Here is a 15,345-nt window from a genome sequence, read left to right on the forward strand (position 1 = left end):
CGTCGGCGATCCGCTCCGGGTTCAGGCCGAGAGGATCAGCCCGCTGGTCGGCACCCCTGTGCCGGCGGTGACGAGCACGTGCTCGACGGCGTCGACCTGGTTGACGGAGGTGCCGCGGATCTGCCGGACTGCTTCGGCGATGCCGTTCATGCCGTGGATGTAGGCCTCGCCGAGCTGGCCGCCGTGCGTGTTGAGCGGCAGCCGGCCGCCGAGCTCGATCGCGCCGTCGGCGATGAAGTCCCGGGCCTCGCCGGGCTTGCAGAACCCGAGCTCCTCGAGCTGCATCAGCACGTACGGCGTGAAGTGGTCGTAGAGCACCGCGGTCTGGATGTCATCCGGGCCCAGGCCGCTCTGCCGCCAGAGCTCGTTGCCGACGACGCCCATCTCCGGGATGCCGATGTCGTCACGGTAGTACGACGTCATCACGAACTGGTCGCGCCCGCTCCCCTGTGCCGCCGCTGTCACGAGCGCCGGAGCCTGCGGCAGGTCCTTCGCGCGCTCGGCCGAGACCACGACCAGCGCCACCGCGCCGTCGCTCTCCTGGCAGCAGTCGAGCAGGTGCAGCGGGTCGACGATCATCCGGGAGGCCTGGTGGTCCTCCAGCGTGATCGGCTTTCCGTGGAAGAAGGCGTTCGGGTTGGTCGCCGCGTGCTTGCGGTCGGCCACCGCCACGCGACCGAAGTCCTCCGACGTCGCGCCGTACTCGTGCATGTAGCGGCGCGCCTGCATCGCGACCGTCGCTGCCGGCGTCCCGAGGCCCATCGGGTACGTCCACGCGTTGTCCAGGCCGTTGGTGTTCACCTGGGTCGCCGCGGCGAGGCTGAACTGGCCGAACCGGCTCTCGGAGCGCTCGTTGAAGCCGCGGTAGCAGACCACGACGTCCGCGACGCCGGTCGCCACCGCCATCGCCGCCTGCTGGACGGTCGCGCAGGCCGCGCCGCCGCCGTAGTTGATCCGGCTGAAGAACCGCAGGCCGGGGACACCGAGCTCCCGGGCGACCGCGATCTCCGAGGAGGTGTCCATCGTGAACGTCGTCAGGCCGTCGACGTCCGACGCGGTCAGCCCGCAGTCGGCGAGCGCGGCGCGCACCGCCTCCACCGAGAGCTGGAGCTCGGAGCGGCCGGACTCCTTGGAGAACTCTGTGGCGCCGATCCCGACGATGGCGGCGCGGCCGCTCAGACCGTCCGCGGGCGCGCTCATGCGACCACCTTGACGGTGCCGGTCACGTGGTCGCCGAGCGAGACGCGGCCGACGACCTCGATCGTCGCGATGCCGTCGGACACGTCGGTGACGCTGCCGCTGAACGTCAGGGTGTCGTAGGGGTGCGCCGGAGCGCCCAGCCGGATCGCGATGCCCTTGAGCTCGGCGTCCGGTCCGGCCCAGTCGACGACGTACCTCTCGACCAGGCCGTTGGTGGTGAGGATGTTCATGAAGATGTCCTTCGACCCGGCCGCCTGGGCGGCGTCACGGTCGTGGTGCACGTCCTGCCAGTCGCGGGTGGCGATCGCGGTGCTCACGATCGTCGTGGGCGTCATCGGCAGGCTCCACTCGGGGAGCTGCTGGCCCGGCTCGAACCTCGTCATGCCTTCCTCCACACCGGCAGCGTCAGGTCGTCGTCCACGCGGTTGAAGTCCACGCGCAGCCGCATCCCGATCTCGATCTCCTGGTCACCGACGTCGACGACCTCGCCGACCATCCGCACGCCCTCGTCGAGATCGATCAGGGCGATCACGATCGGCAGCTCCTTGCCGGGCACCGGCGGGTGCCGGTGCACGACGTAGGAGAACACCGTGCCGGTCCCGGCGGCGACCTGGTGGCCGCGGTCGTAGGCGTCGCAAGACTGGCACGCCGGCCCGGGCGGGAACCGGAGGGCGCCGCACGCGTTGCACTTCGGAATGCGCAGCTCGCCGGCAGCGGTGCCCTCCCAGAAGAACCGCGAGTCACGGTTCACCATCGGGCGCACGACGTGGGCGGTCACGCCTTCTCCTTCGGGATGAACTTCAGGACCCGGAACAGCATCGACGCGACCTTCTCGCTGCGCCCGTCCGGGTGGTCGACGTACCAGGTGTTCCGCGAGGTCACGAAGTAGCCCTCGCCCATGGCCGTGCTCTTCGGGCCCGCCACCGACTCGAGGGCGCTGGTGACGCGCAGCTGCTCCCCGACGCGGAGGTAGCGCTCGTAGGTCTGTTCGCAGTTGGTCCCGAGGACGGCGGCGTAGCCCTGCTCGGTGAGGAACTCGGTCATCCGGCTGAGCGGGTCCTCGGGGGGTCGGCGCCGGCCGAGCCCGGGCATCGTCCACACCTGCGCCATCGACGGCGGTGCCTCGCCGGACCGGAAGCGCTCGTTGTCGTAGCCCATGGCGTCCAGCCAGGCGCCGATCGTCGGCTGGTTGACGGGGTACGGCGCGATCGACTCCGCCGCCTCGCCCAGGGCGGAGATCCGCTCCGCCTCGGCCATGATGCGCGCGTGCCGGGTCTGCGTGTCGACCTCGGGTGCAGAGTCGCTCGTCGTGGGGTGATTCATCGGGGCACCCGCGGTAGTCCGAGGCCGAACATCGCGATCAGCTCGCGCTGCACCTCGTTGACACCGCCGCCGAAGGTGAGCACGAGGTTGCGCTTGGTGGTCGCGTCGAGGAAGTGCAGCAGCGTGGCCGTCTCGGGGTCAGCGGGGTCGCCGTACGCCGTGACGATCTCCTCGAGGGCCAGGCCGAGCGACTGGACCTCGTCGGAGGCGAACACCTTCGACGCCGACGCGTCCGCCACCGCGTCGGTGCCGGTGGCGCCGCCACCGGCGACCTCCCAGTTGAGCAGCTCGTTGACGCGGAAGGAGACCGTGGTGCGGGCCAGGGTCTCGCGCACCCAGGACACGTCGAGCAGCGCGACGCCGTCGACGGTCTGCCGGGTGCTCGCCCAGGCGGCGACCAGGTCTCGTAGCCCCTCGAGCCGGCCGGCCGGGCCGAGCATCACGCGCTCGTGGTTGAGCTGGGTGGTGATCAGCCTCCAGCCCTCGTTGACCCCGCCGACGACCATGTCGACGGGCACGCGCACGTCGTTGTAGTAGGTGGCGTTCACGTGGTGGGAGCCGTCGGACGTGACGATCGGCGTCCACGAGTAGCCGGGGTCCTTGGTGTCGACGATCAGCACCGAGATGCCCTTGTGCTTGGGAGCGTCCGGGTCGGTGCGCACCGCGAGCCAGACGTAGTCCGCCGCGTGCCCTCCGGTGGTCCAGAGCTTCTGGCCGTTGACGACGTAGTGGTCGCCGTCAAGCCTCGCCGTGGTGCGCAGCGAGGCGAGGTCGGTGCCTGCGTCGGGCTCGGAGTAGCCGATCGCGAAGTGCACGTCGCCGGTGAGGATGTCCTTGAGGAAGAGGTCCTTCTGCTTCTGCGTCCCGAACGCCTGCAGCGTCGGGCCGACGGTCTGCAGCGTCACGGAGGGCAGGTGCACGTCGGCGCGAGCGGCCTCGTTGGCGAAGATCTGCTGCTCGACCTCGCCAAGCCCCTTGCCGCCGTACTCGACCGGCCAGCCGACACCCATCCAGCCGTCGGAGCCCATCTGCTTGATGATCCGGTGGTACGCCGGGCCGTGCCGGTCGGTCATCATCTCCCGCCGGTCGTCCGGGCCGACGAGGCCGGAGAAGTACTCGCGCACCTCGGCCCTGAAGGCTCGCTGCGACTCGGTGAGCTCGAGGCCCTTGCCCTCGCCGTCGGTCAGGTCGACGTGCGCGAGCGTGGCCGCCCGGCCGCCGAGGCGGCGGGCGACGTCCTTGACCTGCGCGAAGTAGTGGTGCAGCGGGTAGGTCTCGTCGACGCCCATGCCGCCGTGCAGGTGGTGGCAGGTCTGCAACGCGGCGGGGGCACGGTCGGCGAACCACGCGGCGCCGACGGCGAGGTCCTCGTCGGCGGGGAGGGCCTCCTGCACCCGCCACGAAGCAGAAGCGGCGGCCAGCGCCGTCATCCGCGACGTGACGTAGACGTCGGCGATCTGCATCGCGACGGCCTGGAACTCGGCCAGCCGGCGCCCGAACTGCTCGCGCTCCTTGATGTAGCCGGCGGTGAGGTCGCGGGCTCCGGCGAGCAGGCCCGCCCCGAGGAGCAGCAGGCCGGCAGCGGCGTGCTCGCGGAGCACCCGCTCGGCGCCCTCCGGGAGCACCTCGAGGACAGGTGCCCGGTCGAACACGAAGCCGGTCTCGGCCTGTCCGCGGGAGGCGTAACCAGGGGTGCGGGTGACGCCGTCCCCGGCCGGGTCCACGACGACCACGCCGGCGTCGGTGGTGACCAGCAGCAGGCTGCTCTCGAGGTCGCTGACGGAGGTCTTGTGGCCGCTCACGAGCCCGTCGACGAGGGTCGTGCGCGGAGGATCCAGCAGTGCGGCCCCCGGCTCGGACATTGCGGCTGCGAGAAGCAGCTTGCCGGCGACCAGGTCGGGCACGAAGCGCGCCTGCTGCTCCGGCGTACCGGCCCGGACCAGGGTCATCAGTCCGCACGCCAGCGTGTCCCAGACCGGCAGGTCCAGCGCCCGGGTGCCGACCTCGTGGAGCAGCACCCCGATCTCGCCCAGCCCGAGGCCCTCGCCGCCGAGGTCCTCGGGTGCTACCAGGCCGAGCAGGCCCGCGTCCGCGAACGCCTGCCAGCTGGCACCACCCTTGTCGAGCACGTCGGTGACGACCGACCGGATCTCGTCACGCACGCCGGAGTCCACGGGTGCTCCCTTCAGCACGTCGAACGCAGAAATGAAACCTGTTCTAGTCTAGCGTGAACGGGACGTGGTGATCGAGACCGTCCCGGGTACGGGCAACGGACCGCGACGAGGTGCAGGATCGGAGGAACAGTGTCGCTCCCCCGCACGCTGCTGCGCGAGATCGTGGAGGTGCCTGCCTTCGAGGTGCCCGAGGCCGGCTGGCTCGCGCTCCCCGGCCGCGGGCGGACCTGGCTCACCGACGTGCCGGGGCCCTCTCCGGACGCGCCGGCGGTCGTGCTTCTGCACGCCGTGGGCTGCACCGGGCTGCTCACCTGGTTCCCGGCGATCGAGCGACTCAGCGAGAAGTACCGGGTGGTGGTCTTCGACCAGCGCTGGCACGGGCGCGGCATCGTCTCGGAGCACTTCTCGCTGCGTGACTGCGCGGACGACGTGGTGGCCATCGCTGACGCGCTCGGCCTGGAGGCACCCGTCGTCGCCGGTTACTCGATGGGATCGATCATCGCCCAGCGCGTGTGGCGCCAGCACCCCGATCGCATCGGCGGCCTGGTGCTGGCCGCGACCACCGACCACTTCCGCACCAAGGGGACCGAGCGGGCCTTCCACCAGGGCATGGAGCTCGGGATGGGAGCACTGCGCACGCTGTCGCGCTCGAAGACGATCAGCGCGGCGGGCCGGCTGGCCGGCGACCTGCTCGACCCGACCGACACGCACGAGTGGGCCCTCGCGCAGTGGCGCAGCACCAGTGGGTGGGCCGTGGCGCAAGCGGTCGCCGCACTCGGCCGGCACCACTCGACGCCGTGGCTCTCCCGGATCGACGTGCCGACCGCCGTCGTGGTCACCACGCGCGACCGCGTGCTCGCGCCGGAGCGGCAGCGGGCGATCGCCGCCCGAATCCCGGGCGCGACCGTCCACGAGGCGCCGTGCGGGCACGCGGGCTGCGTCCTGCAGGCCGACTCGTTCGTCCCGGCGTTCCTCGAGGCCGTCGACGTGACGATGGGTCGTCGCGCGAGCAACCTCGGAGTGGGCTGACAGGCGCCGGCGTACCGGGTTAGCGTTTCGACCGTGAGACGCGAGCCCCACGAGAACGTGGCGACCGTGCTGGTCGACCCACGCGTGCTGCCGTGGCTCGAGCTCGAGCTGATGACGCTTGACCTGCGGGTGTGGCCGATCAGCACCGCACCGAACTGCGCGGACGGCCCGCGGACCGCGTTCCAGGTACGCCGCCGGCTCCTGATGCAGCGCCGCGGCGCCTGGGACGACGCGGCCGCCTGGACCCCCGTGTGGATCAGCTTCGGCGGCTCCTGGCGACACGACGAGGAGCCGCTGCCCTGGCAGGCCCACTCCGTGCTCTGGCAGTTCCTCGACGCGCATGCCGACCACGTCCGGTTCGCGCGCCGGCTGGGCGGGGTGCGACCGCTGACACTGCCGGGCGAGCAGCCGGCTGCGTGACGGCAGCTCATCGAGCAGCCAGTGCGACCCCAGGTGGTCGAGCAGCGAGCGACCAGTCGAGACCCGGCGAGCTCACCGCAGACCCGACCCCCAGGTGGTCGAGCAGCGAGCGCCAGCGAGCGGCCAGTCGAGACCCGGCGAGCTCACCGCAGACCCGACCCCCAGGTGGTCGAGCAGCGAGCGCCAGCGAGCGGCCAGTCGAGACCCGGCGAGCTCACCGCAGACCCGACCCCCAGGTGGTCGAGCAGCGAGCGCCAGCGAGCGACCAGTCGAGACCCGGCGAGCTCATCACAGACCCGACCCGACCCCAGGTGGTCGAGCAGCGAGCGCCAGCGAGCGACCAGTCAAGACCCGGCGAGCTCACCACAGACCCGACCCCAGGTGGTCGAGCAGCGAGCGCCAGCGAGCGGCCAGTCGAGACCCGGCGAGCTCACCGCAGACCCGACCCCCAGGTGGTCGAGCAGCGAGCGCCAGCGAGCGGCCAGTCGAGACCCGGCGAGCTCACCGCAGACCCGACCCCGGCTGCCCCGAAGCCAAGCGCTTGACAACAGTCGCACGTATGGTCGATAATGAAGGTACTGCCCCTGTTACACGTGACCGTTCCGCACCAAGGACGACCGATGACAGCAGTGGGCAGCACCCCTCCTCCGATCCCGTCAGGCCATGCCCTGATCCGGTTCGTCGAGGACCTCGAGACGCTTCTCGACTCCGCGGGTGCGGCGAACGCCTGGACGATGACCTCCTCCGAGCTGCGCTCGGTGCTGCCGCGGCTCACCCGGGCGAAAGCCCGGCTCGCCGAGGTCGAGCTGCGCGTGCTGCGTGAGGCAGACCGGCACTCGGTCGGTGACGACGTCGGCGCCGCCAACACCGCGGCCTGGTGGGCCCACCTGACCGGCCAGCGTGTGCCCGCGGCGCAGCGCCTGGTCACGCTGGCCGGGAAGCTCGACGACGACATACATGCCGCGACTCGTGCTGCGCTGGCCACCGGGCGGGTCCAGGTCGACCAGGCCCAGGTGATCCTCGACGCCGTCGAGGCCCTGCCGTCCGCCCTCGTCGGTCCGGACCTGGTCGCCGATGCCGAGGCCCACCTGATCGGGCTGGCCGACCTGGACGGGACGACGAGGTTCGATCCCAGGGCACTGCGGGTCGCCGGGCGCAAGATCCTCGAGGTCGTCGCCCCTGAGGTCGCCGAGGCCCACGAAGCCCGGCAGCTGGAGGCGGAGGAACATCTGGCCGCCGCCGCCGCGATGCTGACGATGCGCCCGGACGGACACGGGTCAATGCTGGGCAGGTTCAAGGTCCCGATGCTGCACGGGGCGATGCTGACCAGGCACCTGGACGCGATCGCGGCCCCGAGGCACCAACACGCGACCGGTGGCTCGACGACCGACCCGGACGGCCACCGGGTGGCCAAGCCGCTGCGCTGGGGCCAGGCATTCGTCGAATACCTCGAGACGCGCAGCACGACCGGCCTTCCCAACGCCGGTGGGGTCCCGGCCACCGTCGTGGTGACCATGACGCTGGAGAACCTCCTCAACGGCGTCCACGGCAGTGAGCTGCCGGCGGCCCTGGACACCGGTGAGGTCATCTCCGCCGCCCAGGCCCGCCGGCTGGCCTGCGAGGCCGGGATCATCCCCGCCGTCCTGGCCACCAGGTCGCAGCCGCTCGACCTCGGTCGGAAGGCCCGCTTCCACACCCCCGCCCAACGGGTCGCGATCATGCTCCGCGACGGTGGCTGTGCGGCCATCGGCTGCGACTGGCCACCCGGCATGTGCCACGTCCACCACCGGACCCCGTGGTCGAGGGGCGGCGCCACCAGTGTTGCCGACGGGATCATGCTGTGCCCGCGACACCACACGCTGGCCCACGATGCCCGCTACCAGCTCAAGACCGACAAGCACGGCAAGGTCACGTTCGCCAGGCGCACCTAGACCGCGGCCGGCCTTCCGTCTCTCCCGACCGGGTGGCCGCAGTGCACGTCGCCCGAGTCATGAGCGCGCTCACACGGGAACGGATGGCTGCATCCGGGCGTCGGAGTGACGTGACAATCCTTCGCGGTCTGAGCCTGCTCGCGGTCGCCCTCGGGGTGGCGGGGATGTGTGCCGGATGCAGCGACGACCCGTCCAAGGGCTTCCCTCCCGGACTGCATGCTGTGCCGACCCGACCCAGCGATTGCAGTGACATGCCGGCGCTCGGTGGCGACCCCGGCATCCTGCTGGGCACCGACTGATCCGGTGAGCACCACGATGACGGGGACACAGTCGTCGTCTACGCGTGCGTCTCGGTGTCGCTCGGTGGACGCGTAGCTCTCGTCCCGGACGGGACGGGCATCCAGATCCGGCCGCGCGACGTCGCGGTCAGCCCGTCGAGCAGCGGCGTCATCCCCTTCCGGGTCACCGTCTCGCACGGCGCCTCCAGAGCGATCAGGGTGCAGCAGAGGTCCGGCGGTGCCGAGGGCGACCTTCCAGGACCGGTCGTAGCTACCGACGGCGACGGCTGGCACTTCGTTGCCGACAAGTCGTGAGCCGTTGGGCACAGGGTCTCGGCTCTCCGCCATCGGCGGGTGTGCGCCCTCAGCCGCAGATGAGTGCGTTCGAGTCTTGATCCGCGCGGGACATGACATGGGCCGGAAGCTGCTGTCAAGATCAGCGAGTGCCGGAGTCTGGGGTGCAGAGGGTGATCCGTCGACCGGCGGCTCTGCGCGTGTTCATCGCTATGTTTGCCTTGATCTGGAGCGCGGTCCTCATTCCTGGGCTCGTGTCGACCGTCAGGCATAGGTCGCCGGCGGCACTCGCCGTCCTTTTGATGCTGGCTTGCGGCGTGGTCGCCTTGTACGGCGAGTACCGGGTGTGCGTGGTGACTCGCGCGGATCGTCTGATCGTTCGCAACCGCTTTCGGAGGTACGAGATGGCCCCCGAGAACATCGCCGGTTTCCGCATTGGTCCTACGGGTTGGGATCCGTTCCGAGAATCGGTGCACGTGCGGACACGTGATGGTCAAGATGTGGAGTTGGCGGTGACCAGGCGGACGGACTCGATCCGCGGTCGACGCCTTCGACTCGAGAAGCTGCTGGATGACCTCACGACGTGGAAGACGCAAGTCCTCACAGGGCGACGAGAGGGCCACTGACGGACGTGCCCTTCGCGCACGATGGGCTGGCTACGCCTAGACCTGTTGGCCCCACAAGAGGTGTGGTTGAGGTCCTGAATCGGCCCGGCCGATCGTTCGCTGCCGAGTGATCGGCGGGATTACATCAGCGCGGTGAATCGTCAAGACCAGTGACCAACGCGACTGTTCTAACGGGCGCCCATCGGCTGCTAGTTCCATTGACCATACGCGGGCGTCACGCCCCGCTCAGAAGCCTGTCGGCCCGAGCCACTCGCCAGAGGCTGCTCAACCCACCGTCGCGGCGTACAGCTCGTCGAGCTCGGCCTTGAAGTGCTCACCGAGGTCGGCGATGTCCGGGAGGGCCTCGCGACAGCCGATCAGGCCGATGTGCATCTTGCCGTTGCTGCTCATCACGGTGACGTTGAGGCCGGCTCCGTGGAAGACCGGGCCGAGCGGGTAGAGCGCGTCGACGCGGGCGCCCATGAAGTAGAGCGGTACGGGCGGGCCCGGGACGTTGGAGATCACCAGGTTGTGGATGACCGGGCCCTTCTCGGCCAGCTTGAGCCCGGCGACCATCCGGACCGCCAGGCCGAAGGTGCGGGGCGCGGCGAACTCCGCCCAGTCCTGCAGGGTGTCGGCCGGGATCGCCCGGTGGTGGTCCTTCGCGTGCATGTTCGCGACCGCGAGCCGGCGCAGGCGCTCGACCGGGTCCGCGACGTCGGTGCCGAGCTTCGCGAACAACGACGACACCTTGTTGGTGCCGCTGGAGCGGCTCGACGTCTGGTGCACCGACACCGGGACGCTGGCCAGGAGGGAGGCCGAAGGCAGGTCTCCCCGCTCCGCGAGATAGCGCCGCAGCGCGCCGCCGCTGATCGCGAGCACGACGTCGTTGACCGTCGCCCCCTCCACGGCGTGCTTGACCTCCTTGACCCGGTCCAGCGACATGTCCGCGAGCGCGATCGTCCGCCGGCCCGAGATGTTGCCGTTGAACGCGGTCCGCGGTGCGGTCAGCGGGGCGGCCATCGCCGTACCGGCCCGGGCCCGCTCGACCGTGCGGGTCAACAGCGACACCGTCGGCTTCACGAGCCGCACCGCGTGCAGGGGCTTCGTGAGGTTGGCCAGCACGCCGCGCCCGAGGAGCTCGAGGTCGCTCGGGTTGCGGCTCGAGACCGCTCCGGCGACCGGGAGCTCCAGAGGAGGCGCGTCGGGCTCGAGGGTGCAGAGGACGGAGATCAGGTTCGAGCCCGAGACGCCGTCGACGGTCGCGTGGTGCATCTTGGTGAACACCGCGATCTGGCCGCTGGCCAGCCCCTCGATGACGCTCATCTCCCAGAGCGGGCGCGACCGGTCGAGCGGGATGCCGGCCATGTGGGCGCACAGGTCGGCCAGCTCGGAGATCCCGCCCGGAGTCGGTACGGCGAGCCGGTGCACGTGCCGGTCGATGTGGAAGTCGGTGTCCTCGACCCACACCGGGTGGTCGATCTCCAGCGGGACCTGGCGCAGCTTGCGCCGGAACGCCGGGATCGCCCGGACGCGCGCGTCGATGCCCGCACACATCGTCTCGAACGAGTAGCCGCCGGGGATCGTCTTGGGGTCCAGCAGCAGCACACCGCAGACGTGCATCAGCTGCGCCGGGCTCTCGAGGTAGAGAAAGCTGGCGTCCAGTCCGCTGAGCCGTTCCATGTGCGCATCCTACCCTGCGAGGTAGAACGTGTTCTAGTTCGTGCCGTTCCCCGGTAGGCTCGAAGGCATGGGATACACCCGTCGCCAGGTCGCCACCGCCCTCCTGACCGCCAACGCCGTGCGCCCGCTGCGCGGCAAGCTCTCGGCGCTCGGCTTCGCCGTCGGCTGGCCCACCGGCGAGCTCGCTCCCCAGCTCCTCGCGCTCACCGCGCTCGACACCGCACAGGCGGTCGTCCGCGGCAAGGCCGGCCGCACCGGGCTGGTGCTCGCCGCTGCGAGCGCCGCCGGCCTCGCCTACCTGGTGAGGGGCGCGAGGAAGGCAGGCACGCTCGCCGAGGCGCAGCTGGTCGAGTCACTCGGCGAGGACTACCTCGACCTGGTGACCGAGGACCCCTCGGCGGCGGATCTGAAGGACGCCGCGAAGATCGCCGTGCGTGAGATCGTCCGGCCGTTCGCGATGATGCGTCCGGACGTCGAGCGGATCCGCGACGTCAGCTACACCGACGGCGGCAGCCGGGCACGGCTGGACATCTACCGCCGCAAGGACGCCGACCTCCGCGACGCCCCCGTGCTCGTGCAGGTGCACGGCGGAGCCTGGACGATCGGCGACAAGAGCCAGCAGGGGCTGCTCCTGATGAACCGGATGGCCGCGCGCGGGTGGATCTGCGTGGCGATGAACTACCGGCTCGCCCCCAAGCACCCCTTCCCTGCCCAGATCGTCGACGTGAAGAAGGCGATCGCCTGGACGCGCGAGCACATCGCGTCGTACGGCGGAGACCCGTCGTACCTCGTCGTCACCGGTGGCTCCGCCGGCGGTCACCTTGCGGCGCTCGCTGCCCTGACGCCCGACGTCGAGGAGTACCAGCCCGGTTTCGAGGACGCCGACACCTCGGTCTCGGCCTGCGTGCCGTTCTACGGCGTCTACGACCTCGCCGGAGTGACCGGCGACCGCTCGGCGGTCGAGATGCGCGACTACTTCCTCGCGCCGCGGGTGTTCCGCAAGGACCCGAAGAGCGATCTTGCCGAGTTCGAGCTGGCCTCGCCGATCACCCACGTCGTGCCCGACGCGCCCGACTTCTTCGTGATCCACGGCGACCACGACGGGCTGGTCAGCGTGCGCCAGGCGCGCGCGTTCGTGCAGAAGCTGCGCGAGGTCTCGACCGGCGTGGTCACCTACCTCGAGCTGCCCGGCACCCAGCACGCGTTCGAGGTGTTCTCCTCGATCCGCAGCCAGCAGGTGATCCGGGCCGTGGAGCGCTGGCTCGAGTGGCACCGGGTGACCCGGCGCGACGCGACGTCCGACCATGCGCGCGGGACCGCCGCCGAGTCGGCATCAGCCGCGGGGTAGACCCAGGATCCGCTCTCCCGCGACGTTGCGGAGGACCCCCCGCGCCGAAGGCGCCGATCAGACACAGCGTGCCCGCACGACGCAGGTCATCCGCGCGGCAGACCGAGGATCCGCTCCCCCGCCACGTTGCGGAGGACCCCGCGCGCCGAAGGCGCCGATCAGACACAGCGTGCCCGCACGACGCAGGTCATCCGCGCGGCAGACCGAGGATCCGCTCTCCCGCGACGTTGCGGAGGACCTGCGTCGTGCCGCCCGCGATCGAGAGGCAGCGGTTGCGCAGGAAGAGGTCGGCGGCCTGCGCCGCCCGCGGGGTGTCAGTGAAGATCTCCTCGCCGACCAGCTCCATGGCGAGCTCCGCAGAGTCCTGGCGGCTGCGTACGCCGACCAGCTTCGCGACGCTGGACTCGGCGCCCGGCCCCTGCCCGGCGATGGAGCGCAGGGTGGACCGGGTGCCGAGCAGCTTGACCACCTGCGCCAGTGCGATCGCGCGACCGATCTTCTCCGCCGCGGCCGGGCCGAGGGCCGGCTCGTCGAGCATCGAGATCGCCAGCTCGACGCTGTCGCCGAGCCTGGAGCCCGCCATTGCGACGCGCTCGTTGGCCAAGGTCGTCCGGGCCAGCCGCCAGCCGCCGTTGACCTCGCCGACGACGAGCTCGTCCGGCACGAAGACCTCGTCGAGGAAGACCTCGTTGAACAGCGCGTCACCGGTGAGCTCGCGGAGCGGCCGGATGTCGATCCCCGCGCTGCGCATGTCGACCAGGAAGTAGGTGATCCCGGCGTGCGGCTTGGCGTCGGGGTCGGTGCGCGCCAGGCAGATCCCCCAGTCGGCGCGCTCGGCCACCGATGTCCAGACCTTCTGACCGGTCAGCTGCCAGCCGCCCTCGGCCCGCTCGGCCCTCGTGCGCAGCGACGCGAGGTCGGAGCCGGCGCCCGGCTCGCTGAACAGCTGGCACCAGGTGACCTCGCCGCGGAGCGTGGGTCGGAGGAAGCGCTGGCGCTGCGCGTCCGAGCCGTGCTCGAGGATCGTCGGCGCCGCCCAGCCGCCGATGACCAGATCGGGCCGCTCGACGCCGGCCGCGGTCAGCTCCTGGTCGATCACCAGCTGCTGGACCGCCCCGGCTCCGAGCCCGTACGGCGCCGGCCAGTGGGGGGCGAGCAGTCCGGACTCGGCCAGTGCGACCCGGCGGTCGCCCTCGGGCAGGGCGGCGATCCGCGCGGCTTCGCGGCGCGCCTCGTCGCGGAACTCCACGTCCTGGCCGTCGAAGTCGATCTGCCCGGTACGCCGGACCCCCTCCCGTGCGCGCCGGGCCAGCGATGCGGCGTACCGGCCCGGATCGCCGGCGAGGGCCCGCAGCGCGACCGCGCGACGCAGGTAGAGGTGGGCGTCGTGCTCGAAGGTGAAGCCGATGCCGCCGAGGACCTGGATGCACGCCTTGGCGACCTCGACCGCGCCGTCGAAGCACACCGTCGCTGCGACGTCGGCGGCGAAGCGCGCCTGACCGGGATCGTCGTCGAACGCCACCACCGCGTCCCACGCCGCGGCCGTCACCGACTCGCTCGTCTCGAGCATCTCGGCGCAGAGGTGCTTGACCGCCTGGAACGCGCCGATCCGCTGTCCGAACTGCTCGCGGACCTTCGCGTACTCCACCGCCGTGTCCAGGCACCAGCGGGCGACGCCCGAGGCCTCGGCGGCAGCGAGGCAGACGAAGAGCCGGGCGGCCCGGTCGGTGGCCGACAGCTCCACGTCCTGGAGCGAGAGCTCGGCGAGCTGGACCTCACCCACACCCCGGGTCAGGTCGACGGACGGACCCGGCGACAGCTCCACCTCGCCGACCTCGACGAGGAGGTTGCGGGTGCCCTCCGCGGTCGACAGCGGGACCGACACGTGCGAGGCCCCGGGCGCGTCCAGCACCACGGGGACGCATCCGGACACCGATGCCCCGTCGGTGCTGAGACCGTCGCGCACGGCGATGCCGATGGTGACCTCGCCGGCGGCGATCCCGGCGCGCAGCGCGGGGTCCTCGTGGGCGAGCCCGCCGACCGTCGTGGACAGGAGCGGTCCCGGCACCAGCGCGTACGCCGCAGCCTCGAGAGCGACCGCCTGGTCGAGGAGACTGCCGCCGCCGCCGCCGTCGCTCTCGGGAAGGGCGATCGCGGTGAGACCCAGCTCCGCGGCGCGGGCACCCCACGCCACCAGCGCGCGCGGGTCGTCCTCGGCCGCGCGGATCGCCTCGATCGCGCCCTGGCTCTCGGCCCACTTGCGCACGGTCGCGGCGAGCTCTGCGTGCTCGTCACTGATACCGATCGGCACGGATGAACTCCTTGGGGCGGCGCGGGCAGAAACTAGAACGTGTTCCAATGATGCCATGGATAGGCTCCCCCGCGTGAGTGCCCCAGACCATCCCGCCGGCCCCTCGACCGGCCTTTCCGCAGATCTCCTCGCGCATGCCCGGGCAGCCAAGGGCTTCATGCCCGAGGACGAGGGGGCGTTCCTGCACCGGACCGCGCTCGCGCACCTGGCCGACGGTCCCGCGCTGGAGATCGGCACCTACTGCGGGAAGTCGGCGATCTACCTCGGTGCCGCCGCCCGCGAGCTCGGCAGCACGGTCTTCACTCTCGACCACCACCGCGGGTCGGAGGAGAACCAGGCGGGCTGGGAGCACCACGACGCCAGCCTGGTCGACCAGGAGCTCGGGCTGATGGACACGCTGCCGACGTTCCGGCGCACGATCGCGCTGGCGGGACTGGAGGACTCCGTGGTCGCAGTGGTCGGCCGGTCGACCACCGTGGCCGCACACTGGCGCACCCCGCTCGCGCTGCTGTTCATCGACGGGGGCCACGCCGAGATCCACGCGCAGAACGACTACACCGGCTTCGCGCGCTGGGTGCAGGCCGGTGGCGCACTGGTCGTCCACGACGTGTTCGAGCGGCCGGAGGACGGCGGCCAGGCGCCGTACCACGTGTGGCTGCGGGCGGTCGACAGCGGCGACTTCGAGCCGGCCGAGACGGTCGGGTCGATGCGTGTGCTTCACCGGAAGGGCTGACGAGCCCGCAGCGTCA

General features: G+C 71.3%; 15 protein-coding genes. 8 read left to right on the forward strand and 7 right to left on the reverse strand.

What is annotated here, in order from left to right; genetic code table 11:
* Positions 1–21 precede the first annotated feature (21 nt).
* From ACVW00_RS11425 to ACVW00_RS11445, 5 genes are read right to left on the reverse strand one after another with little or no spacing between them, the layout of a single operon-like run.
* Positions 22–1,200, reverse strand: a complete 1,179-nt coding sequence (locus ACVW00_RS11425) for a lipid-transfer protein (protein ID WP_457111017.1) — start codon at positions 1,198–1,200, stop codon at positions 22–24.
* Positions 1,197–1,583: a MaoC family dehydratase gene (locus ACVW00_RS11430; protein WP_457111018.1), complete on the reverse strand. Its 387-nt coding sequence runs from the start codon at positions 1,581–1,583 to the stop codon at positions 1,197–1,199. Before ACVW00_RS11430 ends, ACVW00_RS11425 begins: the two co-directional genes overlap by 4 nt.
* Positions 1,580–1,978: a Zn-ribbon domain-containing OB-fold protein gene (locus ACVW00_RS11435; protein ID WP_457111019.1), complete on the reverse strand. Its 399-nt coding sequence runs from the start codon at positions 1,976–1,978 to the stop codon at positions 1,580–1,582. The genes ACVW00_RS11430 and ACVW00_RS11435 overlap by 4 nt, the downstream gene beginning before the upstream one ends.
* Entirely contained in the window at positions 1,975–2,523 is a 549-nt protein-coding gene (locus tag ACVW00_RS11440; RefSeq protein ID WP_457111020.1) for an FAS1-like dehydratase domain-containing protein, read from the reverse strand. The genes ACVW00_RS11435 and ACVW00_RS11440 overlap by 4 nt, the downstream gene beginning before the upstream one ends.
* The gene (locus ACVW00_RS11445; RefSeq protein ID WP_457111021.1) at positions 2,520–4,697 is read right to left on the reverse strand and encodes an acyl-CoA dehydrogenase family protein; all 2,178 of its coding nucleotides are present in this window, start codon (positions 4,695–4,697) and stop codon (positions 2,520–2,522) included. The genes ACVW00_RS11440 and ACVW00_RS11445 overlap by 4 nt, the downstream gene beginning before the upstream one ends.
* A 129-nt stretch (positions 4,698–4,826) precedes the next feature.
* Here ACVW00_RS11445 and ACVW00_RS11450 point away from each other — a divergent pair, with 129 nt between their 5' ends.
* The 6 genes from ACVW00_RS11450 (at position 4,827) to ACVW00_RS11475 (ending at position 9,275) form a co-directional block, all read left to right on the forward strand.
* Positions 4,827–5,726 (forward strand): alpha/beta fold hydrolase, encoded by a 900-nt coding sequence (locus ACVW00_RS11450; protein ID WP_457111022.1) that lies wholly within the window; start codon positions 4,827–4,829, stop codon positions 5,724–5,726.
* Positions 5,727–5,759: 33 nt separating this feature from the next.
* Positions 5,760–6,146 carry a hypothetical protein gene (locus ACVW00_RS11455; RefSeq protein WP_457111023.1) on the forward strand — a complete coding sequence of 129 codons (387 nt, stop codon included), beginning with the start codon at positions 5,760–5,762 and terminating at the stop codon, positions 6,144–6,146.
* Between the two features lie 620 nt (positions 6,147–6,766).
* Positions 6,767–8,077 (forward strand): HNH endonuclease, encoded by a 1,311-nt coding sequence (locus tag ACVW00_RS11460; RefSeq protein WP_457111024.1) that lies wholly within the window; start codon positions 6,767–6,769, stop codon positions 8,075–8,077.
* A gap of 110 nt (positions 8,078–8,187) precedes the next feature.
* The gene (locus ACVW00_RS11465; RefSeq protein WP_457111025.1) at positions 8,188–8,376 is read left to right on the forward strand and encodes a hypothetical protein; all 189 of its coding nucleotides are present in this window, start codon (positions 8,188–8,190) and stop codon (positions 8,374–8,376) included.
* 54 nt (positions 8,377–8,430) lie between these two features.
* Positions 8,431–8,670: a hypothetical protein gene (locus ACVW00_RS11470; protein ID WP_457111026.1), complete on the forward strand. Its 240-nt coding sequence runs from the start codon at positions 8,431–8,433 to the stop codon at positions 8,668–8,670.
* A 281-nt stretch (positions 8,671–8,951) separates the two neighbouring features.
* Positions 8,952–9,275, forward strand: a complete 324-nt coding sequence (locus ACVW00_RS11475; RefSeq protein ID WP_457113104.1) for a PH domain-containing protein — start codon at positions 8,952–8,954, stop codon at positions 9,273–9,275.
* Between the two features lie 264 nt (positions 9,276–9,539).
* Here the strand turns inward: ACVW00_RS11475 and ACVW00_RS11480 are convergent, their stop codons facing one another.
* Positions 9,540–10,937, reverse strand: coding sequence for a WS/DGAT/MGAT family O-acyltransferase (locus ACVW00_RS11480; protein WP_457111027.1), 1,398 nt, complete (start codon positions 10,935–10,937; stop codon positions 9,540–9,542).
* 67 nt (positions 10,938–11,004) lie between these two features.
* On the opposite strand from ACVW00_RS11480, the gene ACVW00_RS11485 reads away from it, so the two are divergent.
* Positions 11,005–12,285, forward strand: coding sequence for an alpha/beta hydrolase fold domain-containing protein (locus ACVW00_RS11485; RefSeq protein ID WP_457111028.1), 1,281 nt, complete (start codon positions 11,005–11,007; stop codon positions 12,283–12,285).
* Between the two features lie 187 nt (positions 12,286–12,472).
* Here the strand turns inward: ACVW00_RS11485 and ACVW00_RS11490 are convergent, their stop codons facing one another.
* Positions 12,473–14,596 (reverse strand): acyl-CoA dehydrogenase family protein, encoded by a 2,124-nt coding sequence (locus tag ACVW00_RS11490; RefSeq protein WP_457111029.1) that lies wholly within the window; start codon positions 14,594–14,596, stop codon positions 12,473–12,475.
* A gap of 73 nt (positions 14,597–14,669) precedes the next feature.
* Between ACVW00_RS11490 and ACVW00_RS11495 the strand changes: the two genes are divergently transcribed.
* Entirely contained in the window at positions 14,670–15,329 is a 660-nt protein-coding gene (locus ACVW00_RS11495; RefSeq protein WP_457111030.1) for a class I SAM-dependent methyltransferase, read from the forward strand.
* Positions 15,330–15,345: the final 16 nt, after the last annotated feature.

The organism is Marmoricola sp. URHA0025 HA25, from assembly GCF_054059435.1.